This is a genomic window from Actinomadura opuntiae, from assembly GCF_030283205.1.
Classification (GTDB): domain Bacteria; phylum Actinomycetota; class Actinomycetes; order Streptosporangiales; family Streptosporangiaceae; genus Spirillospora.
The window spans coordinates 200,666-220,162 of sequence record NZ_JASNWF010000018.1 but is presented as its reverse complement, the minus strand read 5'-3'; the positions used below and the strand labels follow the sequence as shown (position 1 = coordinate 220,162).

Sequence of the window (19,497 nt, the reverse complement as noted above, 5' to 3'; positions counted from 1 at the left end):
GGACCGGCCCGGCGGACGCCCGCGGGGTCAGGTCGCGGCCGGGGTGGCGACCGAGACGCCCGCGTCGTCGAACGCGTTCTTCACCCGTTCACGCAGCTCCCGGGCCACGTCGCCCTGCTTGCCCGGCGCGGTCTTCAGCACCACCCGGATGACGAGCGCGTCCCCGGCGAGGGCCTGCACGCCCCACACCGACGGCTCCTCGAGGATCACGTCCTCCCAGCCGGAGGCGGCGGCCAGATCGTCGGCGGTGGCCTGCAGGATCTCCTTGACCTTCTCGGTGTCCTCGCGGATGTCGACCGGGATGTCCAGGACGGCCCGGCCCCAGTTCTGCGACTCGTTGCCGACCTTCTTGATCTCGCCGTTCGGCACGTACCAGACGACGCCGTCGACGTCGCGCATCCGGGTGACCCGCAGGGTGACCGCCTCGACCGTCCCCTTCGCCGAGCCCACGTCGATGTAGTCGCCGACGCCGTACTGGTCCTCCAGCAGCATGAACAGCCCGGCGAGGAAGTCCTTGACGATGTTCTGCGCGCCGAAGCCGACCGCCACGCCGATCACGCTCGCGCTGGCCAGGATCGGCGCGAGGTTCAGCCCGAGCGCGCCGAGGATGCTGAACGCCGCCGTCCCCATGATCACGATGGAGGCGATGGACCGCAGCACCGAGCCGATCGTCTGGGCGCGCTGCGCGCGCCGCCGGTTCAGCAGCGCGGGGCTGCCCTCGAACACCGTCCGGGACCGCTCCTTGACCCGCTCGGACATGGTGCCCTCGGCCATCCGCACCGTCACCTTGGTGATCATCCGGTGCGCGATGTTCTTCACGATCAGCGCGACCACGAAGGTGAGGATGATCGACAGGAGGGTGCCGAGGGGCTTGTCGAGCCACGTCGCGTAGAACTGGGTGAAGTCGTGGCTGTGGGAGACGTTCCAGACCAGCCGGCAGCCGGTGCTCGGCGTCTGGTCGCGGCATGCCGCCTCCGGCGTGCCCTTCTCCGCCCAGGGCAGCAGCGACTGAGCATCGACGAACATGTCGGGCAGACCCTCCCCGGCCTTTGTGGGCGTCTCGACACCTCGCCGTGGACCTTCGGCGGGTACGAGCCCGATCGTAGGGGACGGTAACGACCGGTTCGTACTGCGCCCGCGACGTGTCTTGACAAGGCCGGGGAGGGGCTGTTCCGGCGAGCGTGCCCCGCGGGGTCCGCGGCTGCCGCGCCGTTCCGGCCACGGCCCCGCGGGGCACGCCCGGCTCTAGGGGCGGCCGGCCGGCCGCATCCTCCGGGCGGATCGTCGGTCGAGCCGCTCGTCCAGGGGCTCGTCCAGGGGCTGCAGGACGTGCGCGAGCTTCACGGCCGCGCCGTCGACGTCGTCCACGCGGTGCATGCGCTCGCCCCAGGACCACCAGAAGTAGTGGTCGTGGCCCCCGGGGGCGGGGGCGCAGGTGACGTCCTCGGCCAGGCTCGCGGCGGCCGGGTTCACCACCCGCAGGAACGCCGGGCCCGAACGGGTCCGGACCACGCGGGCCACCAGGCCCCGCGCGCCGAGCTCCCGCTCCAGCTCCCGGAGATGGCCGACGCGTCCGTCGCCGGCCGCCTGCGCTCCCTTTCCACCGGTCATGCCGTCGCCCGTCCCGTCGGTCGTGCCGGGAGCCGCCGCGCCGATCCGCCGCGCCGCCGGTCCCTGCGCCGTCATGTGCATCGCCGTCGTGTGCATCGCCGATCCCTCGTCGCCGGCCCCGGCGTGCGCGGCGCGTGACCGCGCGGCCGCCGGGACGGCCGGCAGATGATCAACCCTCTGGATCCGTTCCGTTGCTCATGGTGAGAATTGCAACTCTCACGGTGGCGGGTCAAGGGCGGCCCCGTCCGGCGAAGTACCGGATTCCCCCACCTCAGAGGAAGCCTCACACCCGCCGGAGGAAGAATCTCTACCCTGGGAGGTGAGGACGCATCCGCAGCCCTGGTCTTTCCGGGGAATCGCTTGGCCCGCCCCCTCGTCAGGGTTACGCTGCGTGCGCGAGAGATTATCTGTCGTGGCCAGCTATTGACCGGTCGCCGTGGCCCGGACGGCCGCCCTTCCCCCGAGGGGCGCCGCCCCGGCCCGACGGTGAGGAGGCCGGAACCGATGTCGGACCCCCCTCGGAAAGAAACGGACGTGGCTCGCAGGATCCGTGCGCACGCTCTGGCCCGGGGGCGGAGCCCGAAGGAGATCGCGCGCGAGATCCACGAGCAGTGCGGCCCCCTCTTCGGCACCAGCCGGGTCAAGGCGTACCGGCTGGCCCACGGTGTCGCGCTGTCGGACATCGTGGCCCAGGTCAAGGCCCTGTACGAGGTCGACGGCAAGCCGGCGCCCCGGCTCGGGGAGACGCTGCTGTCGGCCTACGAGAGCGGGTACAAAAGACCCGGTCCCGAGTATCTGCACTACCTGTGCGCCGTGTACCGGGTCGAGCCGGACGAGCTCGACTACAAGAGCCCCTGCATTTGCGGACGCGGGCACGCCGTCCGCCCGGGGGCCGCCACGGTGCCGCAGCCGCGCCGCCCCGAACGGCACGCGGTGCAGCAGCCCGACGTCACCCTCGTCGGGTCGATCATCCCCAGGGCGGAAGACCGCCCCTGGGTGGACGTCAACGACCTACGGGGCCCCGACCGCGCCGACGGCCCCCTGTCCATTGATGTGGGAGAGGAGGACATCGTGCTTCGTAGGACCCTTCTGCAACTGCTGGCCGGAGCGGGCGTGGCGCTCGACGGCCAGTTCCTTGGGGCGGTCGACAACCTTCGGCGCAAGATGGACGACACGCTGGTCGGCGCGACGGTCTCGCCGACCATGCTCGACCAATGGGAGGAGACCACCTACGGCTACGGCCGGCAGTACCAGGCGACGCCGTCGCTGCGGATGCTGTGCGACGTGCTGCTGGACTTCAGCGAGGTGCGGCGCATGTGCGACAAGCGGCAGCCGGTCGAGCTGCAGGAGCGGCTGTGCCGGATCGCGGCGCAGCTGTCCGGGCTGTCCGGGCTGATCATGATCAATCTGGGCGACCACCGGCTGGCCCGCTCGTTCTTCCGGACCGCGCGCACCGCGGCCGACGAGACCGGCGACCGGCAGCTGCGCGCCTGGGTGACCGTCCGCGAGTCGCTCGTGCCGATGTACTACGGCGACCCCCGCGAGGCGCTGCACCTGGCGCGCAAGGCGCAGGACCTGGCCGGCCGCACCCCCGGGGTGGCCGCCGCCATGGCGCCCGCGGTGGAGGCCCGCGCGCTCGGCATGCTGGCGATGCGCGGCCGCGGCGACGCCGCGCCCAGCGCCCGCCGGGCGCTCGTGCGCGGGCGCTCGGTGTTCGACCAGTTGTCCAAGACCGACACCGGCGACCTGGTGTTCGGGTTCACCGACCGGCAGATGGCCTTCTATGAGGGCGACACGTTCACCAACCTCGGCGACCACAAGCACGGCGACGAGGTGCTGAGCCACGCGCTGACCCTGTACGCGCCGACCGACCGCGTCGACCTGACCCTTGTGCGCCTCGACCGGGCGATGTGCAAGCTGCACGCCGGGCATCCGGACGCGGCGCTGACCGGCGGCCAGGAGGCGATCCTGGACCTGCCGCCCGACCACCGCTCCGACATCCTGGTGCACCGGGCCCGCCAGATCGGCGCGGCCGTGCAGTCCAAGCACGGCGAGATCGCCGGGCTGCGGGAGTTCCGGGAGGCGCTCGCCGGGCCCTGGATCACCAGCCCCACCAACGAGCAGGGCTCCGTCCCCCCGACCGAGCAGGTCTGACCGGGCATGGGCACTCCTGACAGCGCCTCCTGGCAGGACCACCCCGCGCCCGGCGCGGAACCCGCGGCGCCGGGACCGCGGCCTCCGGCGCCGAGACCGCGGCCGCCGTCGCGGACCCCGGGCACCCGGCCCGGCGGCCGCACCCTCGTGCGGCTGCAGGCCGATCCCCCCGTCTGGAGCTTCGGCGACCTCCGGCTGCGCCGCTACCGGGCCACCGACCACGCCACCGTCCTCGCCCTGCACCGCGAGGGCCTGGCCCAGGTCGGCCTGCGTCCCGGCGACGGCGTCTACTACGACCACGACTTCTTCCGGATGGAGGACATCTATCTGCGCAACGACGGCGAGTTCCTCGTCGGCGAGGTGGACGGGCGGATCGTCGCCATGGGCGGCCTGCGCCGCGCCGACCTCGTCCCCGGGGGCTCGGCCCGGGCGTTCGGCGGCTACGCGCCGGGCGCGCCGGTGCTCGACGCGGTGGAGATGGTCCGGCTGCGGGTGCGGCCGTCGGTCCAGCGGCGCGGCTACGGCACCGCCGTCGTCTCCGCGCTGGAGGAGCGCGCCGTCGAGTACGGGTACCGGGTGCTGCGCGGCGACACGACCGAGTTGCAGGCCCCGGCGCTCGCCCTGTACCGCAAGTTCGGCTGGCGGGAGACGCGCCGCGAGGTGATCGGGGGCATCGTCAACATCTACATCGAGAAGGCACTGCGCTGAGGACACCCGAGCCGCGGGACGCGCGCCGGCGGCGCGGCGCGGCGCGCATCGCCCGCGGCTCGGGCCCAGCGCCCGCGGCACCCGTCAGGTACGGGTGCCGCCGACCAGCTGCATGAGGGGGTACCGGCGCCGGCGGACGGCGGTGAAGCCGCGGTCGGCCAGCGCCCCGGTGACTTCCCGGTCGCCGAACACCGTGTAGCCGGTGACGCGGCGGATCAGCTCGCCGCCCACCTTCGAGGCGTGCAGCGGCGTCAGCCGCCGCGAGGTCAGGATGATCAGGCGTCCGCCCGGGCGCAGCACGCGGGTCATGCCGTCGAGGGCCGTCCACGGGTCGTCGAACAGGTACAGCGCGCCGAAGCAGCAGACGGCGTCGAACGCCGCGTCGCGGAACGGCAGGTCGACGGCGTTGCCGCGGACGTAGCAGGCTCTGTCGCCGGCCGGGGTGTCGGCCTCGGCGCGGGCGAGCATGGTGGCGGAGGCGTCCAGGCCGACCACGAGGCCGTCCCCGCCGACGCCCTCGGCCAGCGCGCGGGTCACGTTGCCCGGCCCGCACGCCACGTCCAGCACGGTCGCGGCGGGACGGTCGGGGTCGCCCGGCCGCCCGAGCCCCAGCCAGTCGCGCGCCGTCGCCTGCTCGGCGGCGGTGTCGGGGCCGATCGGCCAGCCCTTGGCGAGGTTGAAGCCGACGGGCCGCCACACCTTCTCGTAGATCCGCGGCAGGAACGTCGACTCCATCACCGACTGGGCGAGGGACGGCGCCCGCTCCTCGGCCGGGCCGAGCAGGTCGAGGTACCCGGCCGACAGGTCCGGGTCGGCGGGCGGGTCGCGCAGCAGGTCGAGCACCCGCCGCGCGGCGGACGGGCGCTGCGTCGTCGACACGTTCACCCCTTTATTAGATCAGCCGTCAATTTCGCCGTGCCACCCCCGCCGCCCGTGACCCCGCTCACGCCAGGCCGAGGCCGGTCTGGGCGGCCAGGAAGGCGAGCGTGTCGGTCATCAGGTCCACCGACCGGCTGACCGAGCGCGCGGCGTGCCCGACCTCCGACTCGTTGCGCAGCAGGACCGGGGCGTCCGACGCGGTCGCGTGCTGGAGCGCGGCGCACAGCTTGCGGGCGTGCAGCGGGTCGACGCGGGTGTCGCTGCCGAACGTGGTGAACAGCGTCGCCGGATACGCCGTCCCCGGGTGGACGTGGTGGTACGGCGAGTAGCCGATCAGCCAGCCGAACTCCACCGGGTCGTCCGCCGTCCCGTACTCGTCGTTCCAGGTCTGGCCGAGGCCGAACCGCTCGTAGCGGACCATGTCCAGCAGCGGCGCCGAGCAGACCACCGCCCGGTACAGCTCGGGGCGCTGGGTGAGCGCGGCGCCGACCAGCAGCCCGCCGTTGGACCCGCCGGAGATCGCCAGCTGCGCCGGGGTGGTGAGCCCGTCGGCGATCAGCCGCTCGGCGGCGGCGTGGAAGTCGTCGAACACGTTCTGCTTGCGCTCGCGCATCCCCGCGCGGTGCCACTCCTCGCCCTCCTCGGACCCGCCGCGCAGGTTGGCGACGGCGTACACCCCGCCGGCCTCGACCCAGGCCAGGATGCTCGCCGAGTACGAGGGCGTCAGCGAGATGTTGAACCCGCCGTAGCCGTAGAGGATCGCCGGGCGCGGGCCGGACGAGCCGGGCCGGGACACCACCAGCATCCGCACCTCGGTGCCGTCCGCGGACGCGTAGGCCACCTGCCGGGTCTCGATCTCGGGGACCTCGACGGTGCCGGGCGCGGACGCCCACAGGGTCGTCTCGCCGGTGCGCGCGTCGTAGTGCAGCACCGACGACGGGGTCACGTTGTCGGTGTAGCCGAACCAGGCCTCGTGGCCGCCCTCGGGCCGCTCGACGATCCCGCCGATCGAGCCGAGCCCCGGTGTCGGGACGGTGCCGAGCCGCTCCCCGGTCGCCAGGTCGTGCACGGTGATCTCGCTGATCGCGTGCCGCGTCCACCCGGCCAGCAGCACCGGAGAGTCGAGATCGTCGAGGATCGCGTAGTCGGTCAGGACGGCCTCGGGGTCCTGCGGGACCAGGTCCCGCCACGTCCCGTACGACGGGTCGGACGGGTCGGTCACGCACAGCCGCGAGCGCGGCGCGTCCCGGTCGGTGAACACGTAGGCGCGGCCGTCCCGGCCCACGTGCAGCCAGGTCTCGGCGTCCACCCCCACCTGCACCGGCCGCATCCCGGGCCGGTCGGGCGGCGAGGCGGACAGGTCGGCGATCCACATGTCGTTGCGCGGCGCGGTGCCCTGCGAGGCGGAGACAGTCAGCCACCGCCCGTCGCGGCTGACGCCCACGGCGTAGTAGTTGGTCTTGTCCATCCCCTCGCCGAAGACCAGCACGTCGTCGGTCTCCGGCTCGGTGCCGACCCGGTGCAGGTAGACGCGCCGGTGGTACTGCTCCTCGCCCTCCGGGACGGCCCGCGCGGGCAGCCGCCGGGTGTAGTAGAACGCCTCCCCGCCCGGCAGCCAGGCGATGCTGGACGAGCGGGTCCGGTCGATCGGCCCCTCCACCCGCGCGCCGGTGGCGACGTCGATCACGAACAGCAGCGACTCCTCGTCGCCGCCCGTCGAGATCTTGTACGCCAGCAGCCGGCCCTCCTTGTCGGGCTGCCAGCCGTCCAGCGTCGTCGTGCCGCCCGGGTCCAGCGCCATCGGGTCGACCAGCGCCCGCTCCGACCCGTCCGGGTCGACGGTGTACAGCACCGGGTGCTCCTGCTCGGCGGTCCGCCGGGTGAAGAACCGCCGGTCGCCCCGCCAGACCGGCGCGCCGACGCTGCCCGCGCCGAGCAGCTCGCCGAGCCGGCGGCGCAGCCGGTCCCGGCCCGGCAGCGCGTCGGCGATCTTGTGGAACAGCTCGTCCTGCGCGGCGAGCCAGTCCCGGGTCTCCGCGCTCTCCGCGTCCTCCAGCCAGCGGTACGGGTCGGCGACCCGGTGCCCGTGGATGTCCTCGACGATGTCCTGGCGCCGCGCGGGCGGATAAGGCGTTCCGGTCATGGGATGCACTGTATTCACCGGTCCGGGCCCTCCGTCCGGTCAGGCCGCCCGGTACCGCGCCCACCACCGGCCCCGCGGCGCAACGTGGGCGCTTTTGCGTTCGATCTGGCCCCGCGATGGGGATATTTGGGGTAGCGGTCGGGCTGCCCCAGCCGCCACACTGATTCCAGGTCGGTTCGCCTCTGGGGAGGTCCTCATGGCGAGTGCGCAGGTGCCGGAGACAATATCTCGGCCTCGGTGCGAGGCGCGGTCAGCCGCGTCCGCCGAGGCGAACCCCGGCACGCCGGCGGAGGCCGTCTGATGAGACAGGTCCTTCTCCTGAACGCGACGTACGAACCACTCACCACGCTCCCGCTCCGGCGGGCGGTCTGCCTCGTGCTCCGGGAGAAGGCCGAGATCGTCCACCACGACGTCTCGGGGGCCTCCCTGCACTCGGCGACCATGGAGATCGAGGTGCCGTCGGTGATCCGGCTGCGCCGCTACGTCCGCATCCCGTTCCGGACCCGCGTCCCGCTGACCCGCGCCGCGCTCATGCGCCGCGACAACTTCCGCTGTGTCTACTGCGGCCGCCGCGCCGAGACGATCGACCACGTCCACCCGCGCAGCCGCGGCGGCAAGCACGTGTGGGAGAACTGCGTCGCGTCCTGCATGACCTGCAACCACCGCAAGGCCGACCGGCTGCTGTCCGAGCTCGGCTGGACGCTCGGGATGACCCCCGGCGTCCCGCGCGGAGCCCACTGGCGCCTCATCGGGATCGTCCACGACGGCGACCCCCAGTGGGCCCCGTACGTGTCGGAACCGGCCGCGTGACCGTATCCTGTTCGCGTGCCACGTTATGACTACCGCTGCCGCGCGTGCGGGTCGACGTTCGAGGTCTCCCGCCCGATGATCAACGCGTTCGACCCGGCGATCTGCCCGGACGGTCACGACGACACGGTGAAGCTGCTGTCCACGGTCGCCGTCACCGGCACGTCCCGCGGCGGCGCGCCCAAGCCCCCGCCGTCCGCCGGGGGCGGCTGCTGCGGCGGAGGGTGCTGCTCCTAGCCGCCTGCTGCTCCTAGTCGCGCTGTTGCTCCTGGCCGCGCTGTGCGGCCCGGACGGCGGCGGCCATCGCGGCGCTGTCGTGGTCGCGGCCGCAGCCGTCGATCAGCAGGAGCGTGCCCGGGATGTGGTCGGCGCGCAGGTGTTTGATCTCCTGGTAGGCGGGCGAGTCGTACCAGGCGCGGGCGGCGTCGATGTCCGGGAACTCCAGCAGGACCAGGTCGCCCGTCCAGGTGCCCTCGCGGACGTCCGGGGTCTCGCCGTGGACGATGAAGCGGCCGCCGAACGGGTCCATGGTCGCCTGGATGCGCTCCATGTAGGTGAACACGTCGTCGTGCAGCGAGGCCGGGGTGTGCAAGTGGGCCAGCGCGTAGGCGGTCATCGCCGTCTCCTCCGGGTGGTGGGGGCCGGGGCCGCCGGATCGGCGGCCCCGGCCTGACATGTCCCACTCTGCCCAGCGCGGGGAATGGCGGCGATTACCCGCCGGGTAATGCTCAGACCTGCGGGCGCTCCAGTTGGGAGACGTCGCGGGCGGCGCCGGTGGAGGCGGACGTCGCCATCGCGGCGTAGGCGCGCAGCGCGGCGCTGACCTTGCGGTCGCGGTCGCGGGGGCGGTAGCCGCCGAGGTCGGCGAGCAGCTTCTCGCGGCGGATCTCCAGCTCGTCGGCCGGGACGTCCAGCTCCAGCGTCCGGTTCGGGATGTCGATCACGATCCGGTCGCCGTCCTCGACCAGGGCGATGATCCCGCCGCCGGCGGCCTCGGGGGAGGCGTGCCCGATGGACAGCCCGGACGTGCCGCCGGAGAACCGGCCGTCGGTGATCAGCGCGCACGCCTTGCCGAGGCCGCGGCCCTTCAGGAAGCTCGTCGGGTACAGCATCTCCTGCATGCCGGGGCCGCCCTTGGGGCCCTCGTAGCGGATCACGACGACGTCGCCCGCCTTGATCCGGCCGGCGAGGATGCCCTCGACGGCCTGGTCCTGCGACTCGAAGACGACGGCGGGGCCGGTGAAGGTCCACAGCTCCTCGTCCACGCCGGCGGTCTTGACGATCGCGCCGTCGGGGGCGATGTTGCCGCGCAGCACGGCCAGGCCGCCGTCGGCGGTGTAGGCGTGCTCGACCGAGCGGATGCAGCCGCTCTCGCGGTCGAGGTCCAGCTCCTCCCAGCGGGCGCTCTGCGAGAAGGCGGAGGTGCTGCGGACACCGCCGGGCGCGGCGTGGAACAGCTCGGTCGCCTCGGGCAGCGCGTTGGGGGAGCGGACGTCCCACCGGTCGACGAACTCGGCCAGCGACGCCGAGTGGATCGAGTGGGTCGCCTCGTTCAGCAGCCCGGCGCGGTACAGCTCGCCGAGCAGGGCGGGGATGCCGCCGGCGCGGTGGCAGTCCTCGATGTGGTACTCGGCGGTCGCGGGGGCGAGCTTGCAGATGCACGGCACGCGGCGGGACAGCGCGTCGATGTCGGTGAGCCCGAAGTCGACCTCGCCCTCGTAGGCGGCGGCCAGCAGGTGCAGGATCGTGTTGGTGGAGCCGCCCATCGCCACGTCCAGCGTCATCGCGTTCTCGAACGCCTCGCGCGTGGCGATGCTGCGCGGCAGGACGGACGCGTCGTCGCCGTCGTAGTAGCGGTGGGCGATCTCCACGACGGTGCGGCCGGCGTCCTCGTAGAGGCGGCGGCGGGCGGTGTGGGTGGCGAGGACGGTGCCGTTGCCGGGCAGCGCCAGCCCGATCGCCTCGGTGAGGCAGTTCATCGAGTTGGCGGTGAACATGCCGGAGCAGGACCCGCACGTCGGGCAGGCGCTCTCCTCCATCTGCAGCAGCTTGTCCTCGCTGACCGAGTCGTCGGCGGAGGCGACGATCGAGTCGATCAGGTCGAGCTTGTGGCCGCCCATCACGCCCTCGACGGGCTTGCCGGCCTCCATCGGGCCGCCGGAGACGAACACGGTCGGGATGTTCAGCCGCATCGCGGCCAGCAGCATGCCCGGGGTGATCTTGTCGCAGTTGGAGACGCAGACCAGGGCGTCGGCGCAGTGCGCGTTGACCATGTACTCGACGGCGTCGGCGATCACCTCGCGGGACGGCAGCGAGTACAGCATGCCGTCGTGGCCCATCGCGATGCCGTCGTCCACGGCGATCGTGTTGAACTCGCGGGGCACGCCGCCGGCCTCGCGGACGGCGCCGGCGACGACCTTGCCGACCTCGTCCAGGTGGACGTGGCCGGGCACGAACTGGGTGAAGCTGTTGGCCACCGCGACGATCGGCTTGCCGAAGTCCTCGCGTTCGACGCCGCTGGCCCGCATGAGCGCGCGGGCGCCCGCCATGTTCCTGCCATGGGTGACCGTACGTGACCTGAGCGGGGGCATCCTGTGACCTCTCCAACCTGTGCCGTGGTGCCGTGCCGCCGGACGCGTCGCCGCGCCGGGGTGCGGCGGGCGGGAGCGAGCGGTGCGCGGTGGAAGCTCTCAGCGGCGGATCGCGGCGCTGCCGCCGGCTCAGCGGAGGTCGCGCGCGGGCCGGCCCTGTTCTCCTCGATGCTACAAGGTGGGAGCCGGGGCTCGCGAAGGCCGGGGTTGAAAAGGGCCGGGCCCGCGAGGGGCCCGGTCGGGGCTCGTCGTCGAGCCGCCGGGCGGCCCGGGGGAGCGGGCCGCGCCGGTGGGGATCCGGTGGGGGGATCCGGCGTCGCTGCGGGATCCCCGGCCGTGCCGGTCAGCCGTACTTGGGCGGCAGCGCCTTCTCCGCCGCCTGGAAGATCCGCTGGACGTCGGTGTCGGTGAGGATCTTGGGACGGCGGCGCAGGTAGGAGCGGGCCCGGTTGCCGGCGTACACGTCGACGTCCCGGACGCGCATCACCTTCCACGGGATGGACGGCCCGTAGATGGCGACGGAGGGCTGCACCGGCACCTCGAAGCCGACCTGCCCTCCGATGATCCTGCTGGCCTGGTCGGCCTCCCAGCGCGCCTCGTCCAGCCGGTCCTTCTTGTTGAAGGGGCCGTGGAAGAGCTTGCGGTGCGACAGGGTGCGCACGGGCAGGCGCTTGTCCCACTTCTCGGAGTCGATGGCGTAGACGCCGCTCGGCCCGATCACCAGGTGGTCGATCCGCCCGTCGCTGACGCCCTCGTCGTCGCGGGGGACGGCCCGCGCGTGCAGCACGAGGTAGCCGTTGCGCTCCAGCGACCGCAGCTGCTTCTCGGTGCGCCGTTCGGCGGCCGAGGACTTCTGCCAGGCCGGGATGCTGGAGTCGCGGCGGGACCGGCGGACCACGTCCACGATCACCACCAGGACCGCCGCGGTGATCCCGAGCCGCCCGCCGGCCGCGAGGGTGACGACGACGAGCGCCACGAGGGCGACGCCGATCCGCCACGCCCAGCGCCGGATCCGGGGGTCGGCGAGCGTTCCCGCGAGCGTCCGTTCCTCCGGCGGCGGGGTCGCCGCGGGCCGCTCGCGTGGTTCCTCTCGCTGTTCGGGCTGCTCACGGGGCTGGCCCCGTGCCTGCTGTGTGTTGCCCCGCTCCATGATCGCCATAAGTGACGCTCCGTGTTCCTTTCCTATCGGGGGCATGATCCTCCGTGCGCAGAGTAATCATCATGCGGGACGGCGACTAGTCATGCAGGGTTAATAGTTTTGTCGCCGCGGGTGAGTGATTGACTTCCGCGCAGGACGGGTAGGTCGGTCATTTACCACCTCTTCCCGGGCACGAGAGTCGCTGCCCTCTTTGATGCCCGCCCGCCGGGCGGTCTAGCGTTCCGGTTCGTGACACATCTCCATGACCTCGGCGCTAGGGAGGCGGCTGAGGCCGTCCGCTCGGGGCGCCTGTCCCCGGTCGAGCTGACCGACCACTACCTGGACCGCATCGAACGGCTGAACCCGCAGGTCGGGGCCTATGTGACGGTCACCGCCGAGGTGGCGCGCGAGCAGGCCGCGCGGGCCGAGAAGGCGGTCCTCGACGCCGCGGACCCGGCGGACCTGCCGCCGCTGCACGGGGTGCCGGTTCCGGTCAAGGACCTGAACATGGTGGACGGCGTCCGGATGACTTTTGGCTCGTCCGTTTTTTCCGGTTTCACCGGGTTCTCGGATGACAGCGTCGTGCGGCTGCTGCGCGCGGCCGGATCGGTGCTGCCCGGCAAGACCGCCGTCCCGGAATTCGGGCTCCCCTGCTACACCGAGAGCGACGTCGCGCCGCCCGCCCGCACCCCGTGGGACCCCGCCAGGTCGGCGGGCGGTTCGAGCGGCGGCGCCGCCGCGGCGGTCGCGTCCGGGCTCGCGCCGGTCGCCCAGGGCAGCGACGGCGGTGGCTCCATCCGCATCCCGAGCAGCGTGTGCGGGCTGTTCGGGATCAAGCCGACCCGCGGCCGCATCTCCCAGGGCCCGATCGTCCCCGACCTGTTCGGCCTGTCCACCAACGGGCCGATCGCGCGGACCGTCGAGGACGCCGCCCTCCTACTGGACGTGATGGCGAAGCCGATGCCCGGCGACCTCTACGCGGCCCCGCCCGTCGACGGCACGTTCCTGTCGTATGCGGGACGGCCGCCGGGACGGCTCCGCATCGCGCGCAGCCGGCAGCCCGCCGTGCCCGGCGCGGAAGTGCATCCCGACTGCGTCGCCGCCTACGAGGAGGCCTCCGAGCTGCTGGAGGAGCTCGGGCACGAGGTCGTGGAGCTGCCGCAGGTGTTCGGGCCCGAGATGGTCCCGCATTTCGAGCTGCTCTGGGGCGTCATGGCCACGATGACGCCCGTCCCGGACGGCGGCGAGCACCTGCTCCAGCCGCTGACGCGCTGGCTGCGCGAACGCGGCAACGCCACCAGCGGGCCGCAGCTGTTCCAGGCGCACGCCGCGTTGCAGGCAGCGGTGCGCGCGGCGTTCCCCGTCATGGACGCGTTCGACGCGATCCTGCACCCGACGCTCGCGCAGCCGCCCGTCCCCGTCGGGCACTTCCACGACCAGCCGCCCGAGGAGAACTTCCGGCGGCAGATGCTCTTCACGCCGTTCTGTGCCGCCTACAACATCTCCGGGCAGCCCGCCGTGAATGTGCCACTGCACTGGAACGCCGACGGACTGCCGATCGGGATCATGCTGGCCGGACGGCTCGGCGGGGAGGGGACGCTGATCTCGCTCGCCGCGCAGCTGGAGGAGGCGCGTCCCTGGACCGGCCGCAAACCGCCCATCTGGGGGCAGTGAGGAGCGCTTGCGCGGCGCTTGGCGGCGCGCCGCCGGGGCATGGGTGCAGGCGTGGCTGACGACGAACTGATCAGGCTGGCCGGACACCACAGAGTCGCGACGCGGTACATCGACTGGCGGGGAAGGAAGGCGGACGTACCGCCCGCCACCCTGGTCGCCGTCCTCGGCGCACTGGGAGTGGACGCCTCGTCCCCGTCCAGCGTGCGCGCGGAGCTGGAACGCCACCGTGAACGCGAGCGCGCCCTCCCGCCGACCGTCGTGGTCCGCCGCGACGAGGGCGGGGAACGGGCCACCGACCGGATCCTGGCGAAGCTCCGCCGGACTCTGGGCCCGGACGGCGACCTGGACGTGCGCATCGGGCCGGGCATGCCCGACGTCCTGTCGGCACCGGCTGACGGCGACGCGCGCGGAGAGCCCGTCCCGCTGGAGGACTTCGGGGATGACGTCCCGTACGGGTGGCATCGCCTGAGTGTCCGGCGGGGCGGCAAGGACGAGCACGCGGCGCTGCTGGTGGCGCCGGCCTCACTGCCGCGACCGCCGCGGATGTGGGGGCTGACCGTCCAGCTGTACTCGCTGCGCTCGCGCGGCTCCTGGGGGCTCGGCGACCTGCACGACCTGGCCGATCTCGCGGCGTGGAGCGGCCGCGACCTCGGCGCCGGTTTCGTCGTGGCGAACCCGCTGCACGCCGCGGAGCCGGTCCCGCCGGTGAGCCCGTCGCCGTACTCGCCGATGAGCCGCCGCTTCCCCGCCCCGATCTACCTGCGGATCGAGGACATGCCGGAGTACGCGGCGCTGCCCGCCGAGGGCCGCGAACGGTTCGCGGCCATGGCGGCCCGACTGCGCGCGCTCGAGGGCCCGCTGGATCGCAGTGCTGTCTGGACGGCGAAGCTCGAAGCGCTGGAGGCGATGTACCGCTCGGCGCCGAACGTCCGCAACGAGCCCGGCTACCAGGAGTTCCGCAAGCGCAACGGCGCGGCGCTCCGCGACTTCACCACCTGGTGCGCGATCAGCGAGGAGCAGGGCACCACCGACTGGCGGCGGTGGCCGTCCCCGCTGCGGGACGCGCACGGGCGGGCCGTCCTGGACGAGCCCCGCCACCACCACCGCGCCGAGTTCCACACGTGGCTGCAATGGCGCTTGGACGAGCAGCTCGCCGCCGCGCAGCGGGCCGCCCGCGACGCGGGGATGCCCGCCGGGATCGTCCACGACCTGGCCGTCGGGGTGGCGCAGGGAAGCGCCGACGCCTGGATCTACCGGGACGAGCTCGCGACCGGGATGAGCGTCGGCGCGCCGCCGGACGAGTTCAACCAGCGCGGCCAGGACTGGGGCCAGCCGCCCTGGCGGCCGACCACGCTCGCGGCGAACGCCTACGTCCCGTACCGGGAGATGCTGGCCGCCGCGCTCCAGCACGGCGGCGGCCTCCGCCTCGACCACGCCATGCAGGTGTCGCGGCTGTGGTGGATCCCGGAGGGCGCGTCGCCCGCGGACGGGACCTACGTCGGCTACGACCGCGAGGCGATGCTCGGCTGCCTGGTGTGGGAGGCCAGCCGCGCGGGCGCGCTCGTCGTCGGTGAGGACCTCGGCACCGTGGAGCCGGAGGTCCGCGACGACCTCGCCGACCGGGGTGTCCTCGGTACCTCGCTGCTGTGGTTCGAGCGCGACGCGAAGGGCCGCCCGAAGCCGGCGGAGCAGTGGCGGGAGCTGTCGCTGGCCACGGTCGGCACCCACGACATGCCGCCGATCACCGGGTTCCTGCACGGCGACCACATCGCCCTGCGCGACCGCCTCGGCCTGCTCACCCGCCCGCTCGCCGAGGAGACCGACGACCACCGGCGGCAACTGGCCGCGTGGCTGGCGTTGCTGCACTCCGAGGGCCTGCTGTCCGTTCCGCCCGAGGAGGTCGTGCGTGCGCTCGCCGACGGCTCCACCGCCCACGACGAGCAGGTCGTCGCCGCGCTGCACGCCTTCCTCGGCCGCAGCCCCGCCCGGCTCATCGGCGTCTCGCTGGCCGACGCGGTCGGCGAGCGCCGCACCCAGAACCAGCCCGGTACCACCGACGAGTATCCGAACTGGCGCGTCCCGCTGGCCGACGCGCAGGGCCGTCCCGTCCTCCTGGACGACCTCGTCGCCGACCCGCGCGTCCGCGCCGTGCTGAAGGAGGTCAGCTCAAGCTCGCGCTGATGCGCTGGGTGACGTCGTACAGGAGCGTGTCCGGGACGATCGGCACCGACGCGATCGCCGAGAACAGGGCGGGCAGGCCCGGCAGCGGGTACGGGTCGGTGTCGGCGCCGTCCAGCGCGGCCTTGCCGAGCGGCTGGTGTGACATGGACCTGCAGGCGCGGGCCCACGCCGCCTCGACCTCCTCGGGGGACGGGACGCCGAAGCCGTGCCCGACCGGGGCGGCGTGCCGCAGCTTCACCAGGGCGCCGTCGGTGAACTCGGCGGCCAGCTTGCAGCGTTCGGTGAGATCGGCGCGGACGCGCTCGTCGAGCCGGGTCATCACGGTGCAGGGGGTGCGGCAGCGGGCCGCGCAGTCGCCGAGTGCGGCGGCGACCTGGCTGTGCTGCCGGTCGAGGTAGGCGCGCCATCCGGGCGGCGGCTCCTTGGCGACCCGCAGCGTCCGCTCGCACGCCGACCGCTCCGGACGGGTGTGGTCGCATTCGCGGGCCGAGCCCGGCGCGATCGGCACGCCGAACCGGCTGCCCTCCCCGTTCACCGACGCGCCGATCAGCGCCGGGTCGCCGGCGTGCCCGAGGACGGGCTCCCACGCCAGCAGCGGCAGGTACTCGCTGGCGATGTGCACGGCCGCGACCAGCGCGGCCATGTCGCGGCGGTGCCAGCGGATCGCGATGACCTCCAGCAGCAGCGCGTACGCGGGCCGCAGGCTCGCCAGCGCGCCGCGCGGCCGCTCCTTGGGCGCCTGCGGCATCCGGCTGGCGCGGGCGCGGTCGAGCAGGTCGCGGGGGACCTCCCCGACGGCCTCCGGCATCCCGAAGTCCTCGGCGTCCAGGTCCAGGACGCGCTGCCCGAACGCGCACAGCGGCGCGACCGCCCTCGCCCGCCCGGCCGGAATCAGCGTCCCTTCGCCGATCAGCGCCTCCAGGTCCCCGAACGCGTACCGCCGCGCCAGCGCCGCCAGCACGTCCCGCGCCGTCTCCACGCGACCATCCCCTTCTCCCCGAAACCCCCGTGACCCTGCAACGATCGCATGGTCACGGGGGTTTCGGCAGGGTCGCGCGACGCTAGCCGGCGGCGGCGTCCTTCGCGCGGGCGCGCAGCGCGCGGGCCACGCCGTCACGGCCCTCCGACAGCAGCCGGACGAGCGCCGCGGGCGGCTTCTCGCCGGTGATGTAGGACTCGGTGCGGTCGATCGTGGACTGCTCGATCACCAGGAAGGGGTAGGCGACCTCCGCGAACGTCTGGGACATGTCGCTGGTCCACTCCTTCCACACCCGGCCGACCTCGGCGAAGTACCGGTCCACGTACGGGACGAGCAGCCCGGCCTGGTCGGGCTCCACGAACCCGCCGAGCGTCGCCCGGTAGACGGCGTTCGGCAGCGTGCCGCCGATGATCCGGTCCCACGCGGCGGCCTTGGCCTCGGCGGTCGGGATCGCGGCCTTGCACGCGGCGGCGTGCCGCTCGCCCGCCGCCGTCCGGTCCCGGTCGTGCTCGGCGTCGATCTCGTCCTCGCCGGCCTTGCCGGTGACGACGAGGCGGCGCAGCAGCGCCCACCGCAGGTCGGTGTCGACCGTCAGCCCGTCGAGGGTCTGCGAGCCGTCCAGCAGCGCCCGGACGAACGCCAGGTGCTCCTCGCTGACCGCCGACGCCGCGAACGCCTGCGTGTAGGCGAGCTGGAGGTCCGAGCCGGGCAGCGCCTCGCGGGCCAGTTCGAAGAGCGTGTCGGCCAGCAGCGCCAGGCCCTCCTTGCGCCAGGACGGGTCGGCGTACTGCTGGACGGCCGTCCGCGCCTGCCGCAGCAGCGTCTGCGTGACCGAGATGTCGGTGACGCCGCGGATGCCCTTCGCGACGAGCCGGACGTAGTCGCGCGTCGCCATCTCCGCGTCGCGGGTCATGTCCCACGCCGCCGACCAGCACAGCGCGCGCGGCAGGCTCTCCTTGATGTCGCCGATGTGCTCCACCAGCGTCTTCAGCGAGTGCTCGTCGAGCCGCACCTTGGCGTAGGTGAGGTCGTCGTCGTTGACCAGCACCAGGTCGGGACGCTTCTGCCCGACGAGCTGCGGCACCTCCGTCCGCGCGCCGACCACGTCCAGCTCGACCCGCTCCCGCCGGACGAGCCCGTCGCCGGTCCGGTCGTACAGGCCGATCGCCAGGCGGTGCGAGCGCAGCGTCGGGTAGTCGGCCTTGGCCTCCTGCAGCACGGCGAACGAGGAGAAGTTCCCGTCGGCGTCGACCTCGTACTCGGGGCGCATCGTGTTGACGCCCGCGGTCTCCAGCCACTCCTTCGACCAGGACGCCAGGTCGCGGCCGGAGGTCTCCTCCAGCGCGTCCAGCAGGTCGGTCAGGACGGTGTTGCCCCACGCGTGCCGGTCGAAGTACCGGCGCACGCCCTCCAGGAAGTTCTCCCGGCCGACATAGGCCACCAGCTGCTTCAGGACGGACGCGCCCTTGGCGTAGGTGATCCCGTCGAAGTTCACCTCGACGGCCCGGATGTCCGGGATGTCGGCGGAAATCGGGTGCGTGGACGGCAGTTGGTCCTGCCGGTACGCCCACGCCTTCTCCAGGTTCGCGAACGTCGTCCACGAGCCCGTCCACTTGGTGGCCTCGGACTGGCACAGCACGCTCATGTAGGTGGCGAACGACTCGTTCAGCCACAGGTCGTCCCACCAGCGCATGGTGACCAGGTCACCGAACCACATGTGCGCCATCTCGTGCAGGATCGTCTCCGCGCGCCGCTCGTAGGAGGCGTCGGTGACCCGGGACCGGAAGACGTAGTCCTCCAGGAACGTGACGGCGCCGGCGTTCTCCATCGCGCCCGCGTTGAACTCCGGCACGAACAGCTGGTCGTACTTGCTGAACGGGTACGGGCGGCCGAACACCTTCTCGAAGTAGGCGAAGCCCTGCCGGGTCACGTCGACGATGGCCTCGGCGTCCAGGTGCTCGGCGAGCGACGCCCGGCAGTACACGCCGAGCGGGATGACGGTGCCGTCGTCGCGGCGGTACTCGTCGCGGACCGCGTGGTACGGCCCGGCGACGAGCGCGGTGATGTAGGTGGAGATCTGCGGGGTCGGCAGGAAGTGCCACGTCCCGCCCTCGACCGTCTCGGGGGTCTCGTTGGTGACGACCTGCCAGTCCTGCGGCGCCTTCACCGTCAGCTCGAACGTCGCCTTGAGGTCGGGCTGGTCGAAGCACGTGTACATCCGGTGCGCGTCGGCCGTCTCGAACTGCGTGTACAGGTAGACGCTCCCGTCCACCGGGTCCACGAACCGGTGCAGGCCCTCGCCGGAACGGGAGTAGGCGCAGTCGGCGACGACGCGGAGCTCGTTGCGCGCGGCCAGGGACGGTAGCGGGAGGCGGCCCTTCTCCCCGTCGTAGGACGCCGGGTCCAGCGCCTCGCCGTTCAGCGTCGCCTCCCGCACGACCGCCCCGTGCAGGTCGACGAAGGACGACGCGCCGGGCTCGGTGCCGTCGAACCGGATGACGGTGGTCGAGCCGAACCGCTCCTCGCCGGTCGTGAGATCCAGCTCGACCGCGTACGACTCGACGGTGAGCAGCCGGGCCCGTTCCCGCGCTTCGTCGCGCGTGAGGTTGCCTGCCACATGTACTCCTTGGTC

15 protein-coding genes are annotated in these 19,497 nt (G+C 73.1%); 6 read left to right on the top strand and 9 right to left on the bottom strand.

The window, feature by feature from the left end:
- Positions 1 to 27 precede the first annotated feature (27 nt).
- Both QP089_RS34625 and QP089_RS34620 read right to left on the bottom strand, forming a co-directional pair.
- Positions 28 to 1,026, bottom strand: a complete 999-nt coding sequence (locus QP089_RS34625; RefSeq protein WP_285917504.1) for a mechanosensitive ion channel family protein — start codon at positions 1,024 to 1,026, stop codon at positions 28 to 30.
- 219 nt (positions 1,027 to 1,245) lie between these two features.
- Positions 1,246 to 1,707, bottom strand: a complete 462-nt coding sequence (locus QP089_RS34620; RefSeq protein WP_285917502.1) for a hypothetical protein — start codon at positions 1,705 to 1,707, stop codon at positions 1,246 to 1,248.
- Between the two features lie 408 nt (positions 1,708 to 2,115).
- Between QP089_RS34620 and QP089_RS34615 the strand changes: the two genes are divergently transcribed.
- Positions 2,116 to 3,765, top strand: a complete 1,650-nt coding sequence (locus QP089_RS34615; protein WP_446474110.1) for an NsdA family TPR-like regulatory protein — start codon at positions 2,116 to 2,118, stop codon at positions 3,763 to 3,765.
- A 6-nt stretch (positions 3,766 to 3,771) separates the two neighbouring features.
- Positions 3,772 to 4,473: a GNAT family N-acetyltransferase gene (locus QP089_RS34610; protein WP_285917498.1), complete on the top strand. Its 702-nt coding sequence runs from the start codon at positions 3,772 to 3,774 to the stop codon at positions 4,471 to 4,473.
- 84 nt (positions 4,474 to 4,557) lie between these two features.
- On the opposite strand, the gene QP089_RS34605 is transcribed toward QP089_RS34610, so the two are convergent.
- Both QP089_RS34605 and QP089_RS34600 read right to left on the bottom strand, forming a co-directional pair.
- Entirely contained in the window at positions 4,558 to 5,352 is a 795-nt protein-coding gene (locus QP089_RS34605) for a class I SAM-dependent methyltransferase (RefSeq protein WP_285917496.1), read from the bottom strand.
- Between the two features lie 64 nt (positions 5,353 to 5,416).
- A complete protein-coding gene (locus tag QP089_RS34600) occupies positions 5,417 to 7,495 on the bottom strand; it encodes a prolyl oligopeptidase family serine peptidase (protein ID WP_285917494.1) in 2,079 nt (692 codons plus the stop codon).
- Between the two features lie 300 nt (positions 7,496 to 7,795).
- Between QP089_RS34600 and QP089_RS34595 the strand changes: the two genes are divergently transcribed.
- Positions 7,796 to 8,305 carry an HNH endonuclease gene (locus tag QP089_RS34595; protein WP_285917493.1) on the top strand — a complete coding sequence of 170 codons (510 nt, stop codon included), beginning with the start codon at positions 7,796 to 7,798 and terminating at the stop codon, positions 8,303 to 8,305.
- 15 nt (positions 8,306 to 8,320) lie between these two features.
- Complete coding sequence (locus QP089_RS34590; protein ID WP_285917491.1) at positions 8,321 to 8,539, top strand: FmdB family zinc ribbon protein; 219 nt, start codon at positions 8,321 to 8,323, stop codon at positions 8,537 to 8,539.
- Between the two features lie 13 nt (positions 8,540 to 8,552).
- Here the strand turns inward: QP089_RS34590 and QP089_RS34585 are convergent, their stop codons facing one another.
- The 3 genes from QP089_RS34585 to QP089_RS34575 all read right to left on the bottom strand — a co-directional run bounded on the left by QP089_RS34585 (position 8,553) and on the right by QP089_RS34575 (position 12,052).
- Positions 8,553 to 8,918 carry a DUF1330 domain-containing protein gene (locus QP089_RS34585; RefSeq protein WP_285917488.1) on the bottom strand — a complete coding sequence of 122 codons (366 nt, stop codon included), beginning with the start codon at positions 8,916 to 8,918 and terminating at the stop codon, positions 8,553 to 8,555.
- Positions 8,919 to 9,030: 112 nt separating this feature from the next.
- Positions 9,031 to 10,893, bottom strand: a complete 1,863-nt coding sequence (gene ilvD, locus QP089_RS34580; protein WP_285917487.1) for a dihydroxy-acid dehydratase — start codon at positions 10,891 to 10,893, stop codon at positions 9,031 to 9,033.
- Positions 10,894 to 11,236: 343 nt separating this feature from the next.
- Positions 11,237 to 12,052 (bottom strand): nuclease-related domain-containing protein, encoded by an 816-nt coding sequence (locus QP089_RS34575; protein WP_285917486.1) that lies wholly within the window; start codon positions 12,050 to 12,052, stop codon positions 11,237 to 11,239.
- A 228-nt stretch (positions 12,053 to 12,280) separates the two neighbouring features.
- Here QP089_RS34575 and QP089_RS34570 point away from each other — a divergent pair, with 228 nt between their 5' ends.
- Together QP089_RS34570 and malQ are read left to right on the top strand one after the other, a co-directional pair.
- Positions 12,281 to 13,705 carry an amidase gene (locus tag QP089_RS34570; RefSeq protein ID WP_285917484.1) on the top strand — a complete coding sequence of 475 codons (1,425 nt, stop codon included), beginning with the start codon at positions 12,281 to 12,283 and terminating at the stop codon, positions 13,703 to 13,705.
- A gap of 51 nt (positions 13,706 to 13,756) precedes the next feature.
- Positions 13,757 to 15,886, top strand: coding sequence for a 4-alpha-glucanotransferase (malQ, locus tag QP089_RS34565; RefSeq protein ID WP_285917482.1), 2,130 nt, complete (start codon positions 13,757 to 13,759; stop codon positions 15,884 to 15,886).
- On the opposite strand, the gene QP089_RS34560 is transcribed toward malQ, so the two are convergent.
- Both QP089_RS34560 and pepN read right to left on the bottom strand, forming a co-directional pair.
- Positions 15,867 to 16,865 (bottom strand): hypothetical protein, encoded by a 999-nt coding sequence (locus QP089_RS34560; RefSeq protein ID WP_285917480.1) that lies wholly within the window; start codon positions 16,863 to 16,865, stop codon positions 15,867 to 15,869. The genes malQ and QP089_RS34560 overlap by 20 nt on opposite strands.
- A gap of 82 nt (positions 16,866 to 16,947) precedes the next feature.
- Positions 16,948 to 19,482, bottom strand: a complete 2,535-nt coding sequence (pepN, locus tag QP089_RS34555; RefSeq protein ID WP_285917479.1) for an aminopeptidase N — start codon at positions 19,480 to 19,482, stop codon at positions 16,948 to 16,950.
- Between the last annotated feature and the right edge of the window lie 15 nt (positions 19,483 to 19,497).

Excerpts from the sequence above, each read along its gene's own strand:
- QP089_RS34615 (WP_446474110.1), top strand. The coding sequence starts at position 2,116 with ATGTCGGACCCCCCTCGGAAAGAAACGGACGTGGCTCGCAGGATCCGT.
- ilvD (WP_285917487.1), bottom strand. The coding sequence starts at position 10,893 with ATGCCCCCGCTCAGGTCACGTACGGTCACCCATGGCAGGAACATGGCG.
- QP089_RS34625 (WP_285917504.1), bottom strand. The coding sequence starts at position 1,026 with ATGTTCGTCGATGCTCAGTCGCTGCTGCCCTGGGCGGAGAAGGGCACG.
- QP089_RS34600 (WP_285917494.1), bottom strand. The coding sequence starts at position 7,495 with ATGACCGGAACGCCTTATCCGCCCGCGCGGCGCCAGGACATCGTCGAG.
- QP089_RS34575 (WP_285917486.1), bottom strand. The coding sequence starts at position 12,052 with ATGGCGATCATGGAGCGGGGCAACACACAGCAGGCACGGGGCCAGCCC.
- QP089_RS34610 (WP_285917498.1), top strand. The coding sequence starts at position 3,772 with ATGGGCACTCCTGACAGCGCCTCCTGGCAGGACCACCCCGCGCCCGGC.
- QP089_RS34595 (WP_285917493.1), top strand. The coding sequence starts at position 7,796 with ATGAGACAGGTCCTTCTCCTGAACGCGACGTACGAACCACTCACCACG.
- QP089_RS34585 (WP_285917488.1), bottom strand. The coding sequence starts at position 8,918 with ATGACCGCCTACGCGCTGGCCCACTTGCACACCCCGGCCTCGCTGCAC.
- QP089_RS34620 (WP_285917502.1), bottom strand. The coding sequence starts at position 1,707 with ATGCACACGACGGCGATGCACATGACGGCGCAGGGACCGGCGGCGCGG.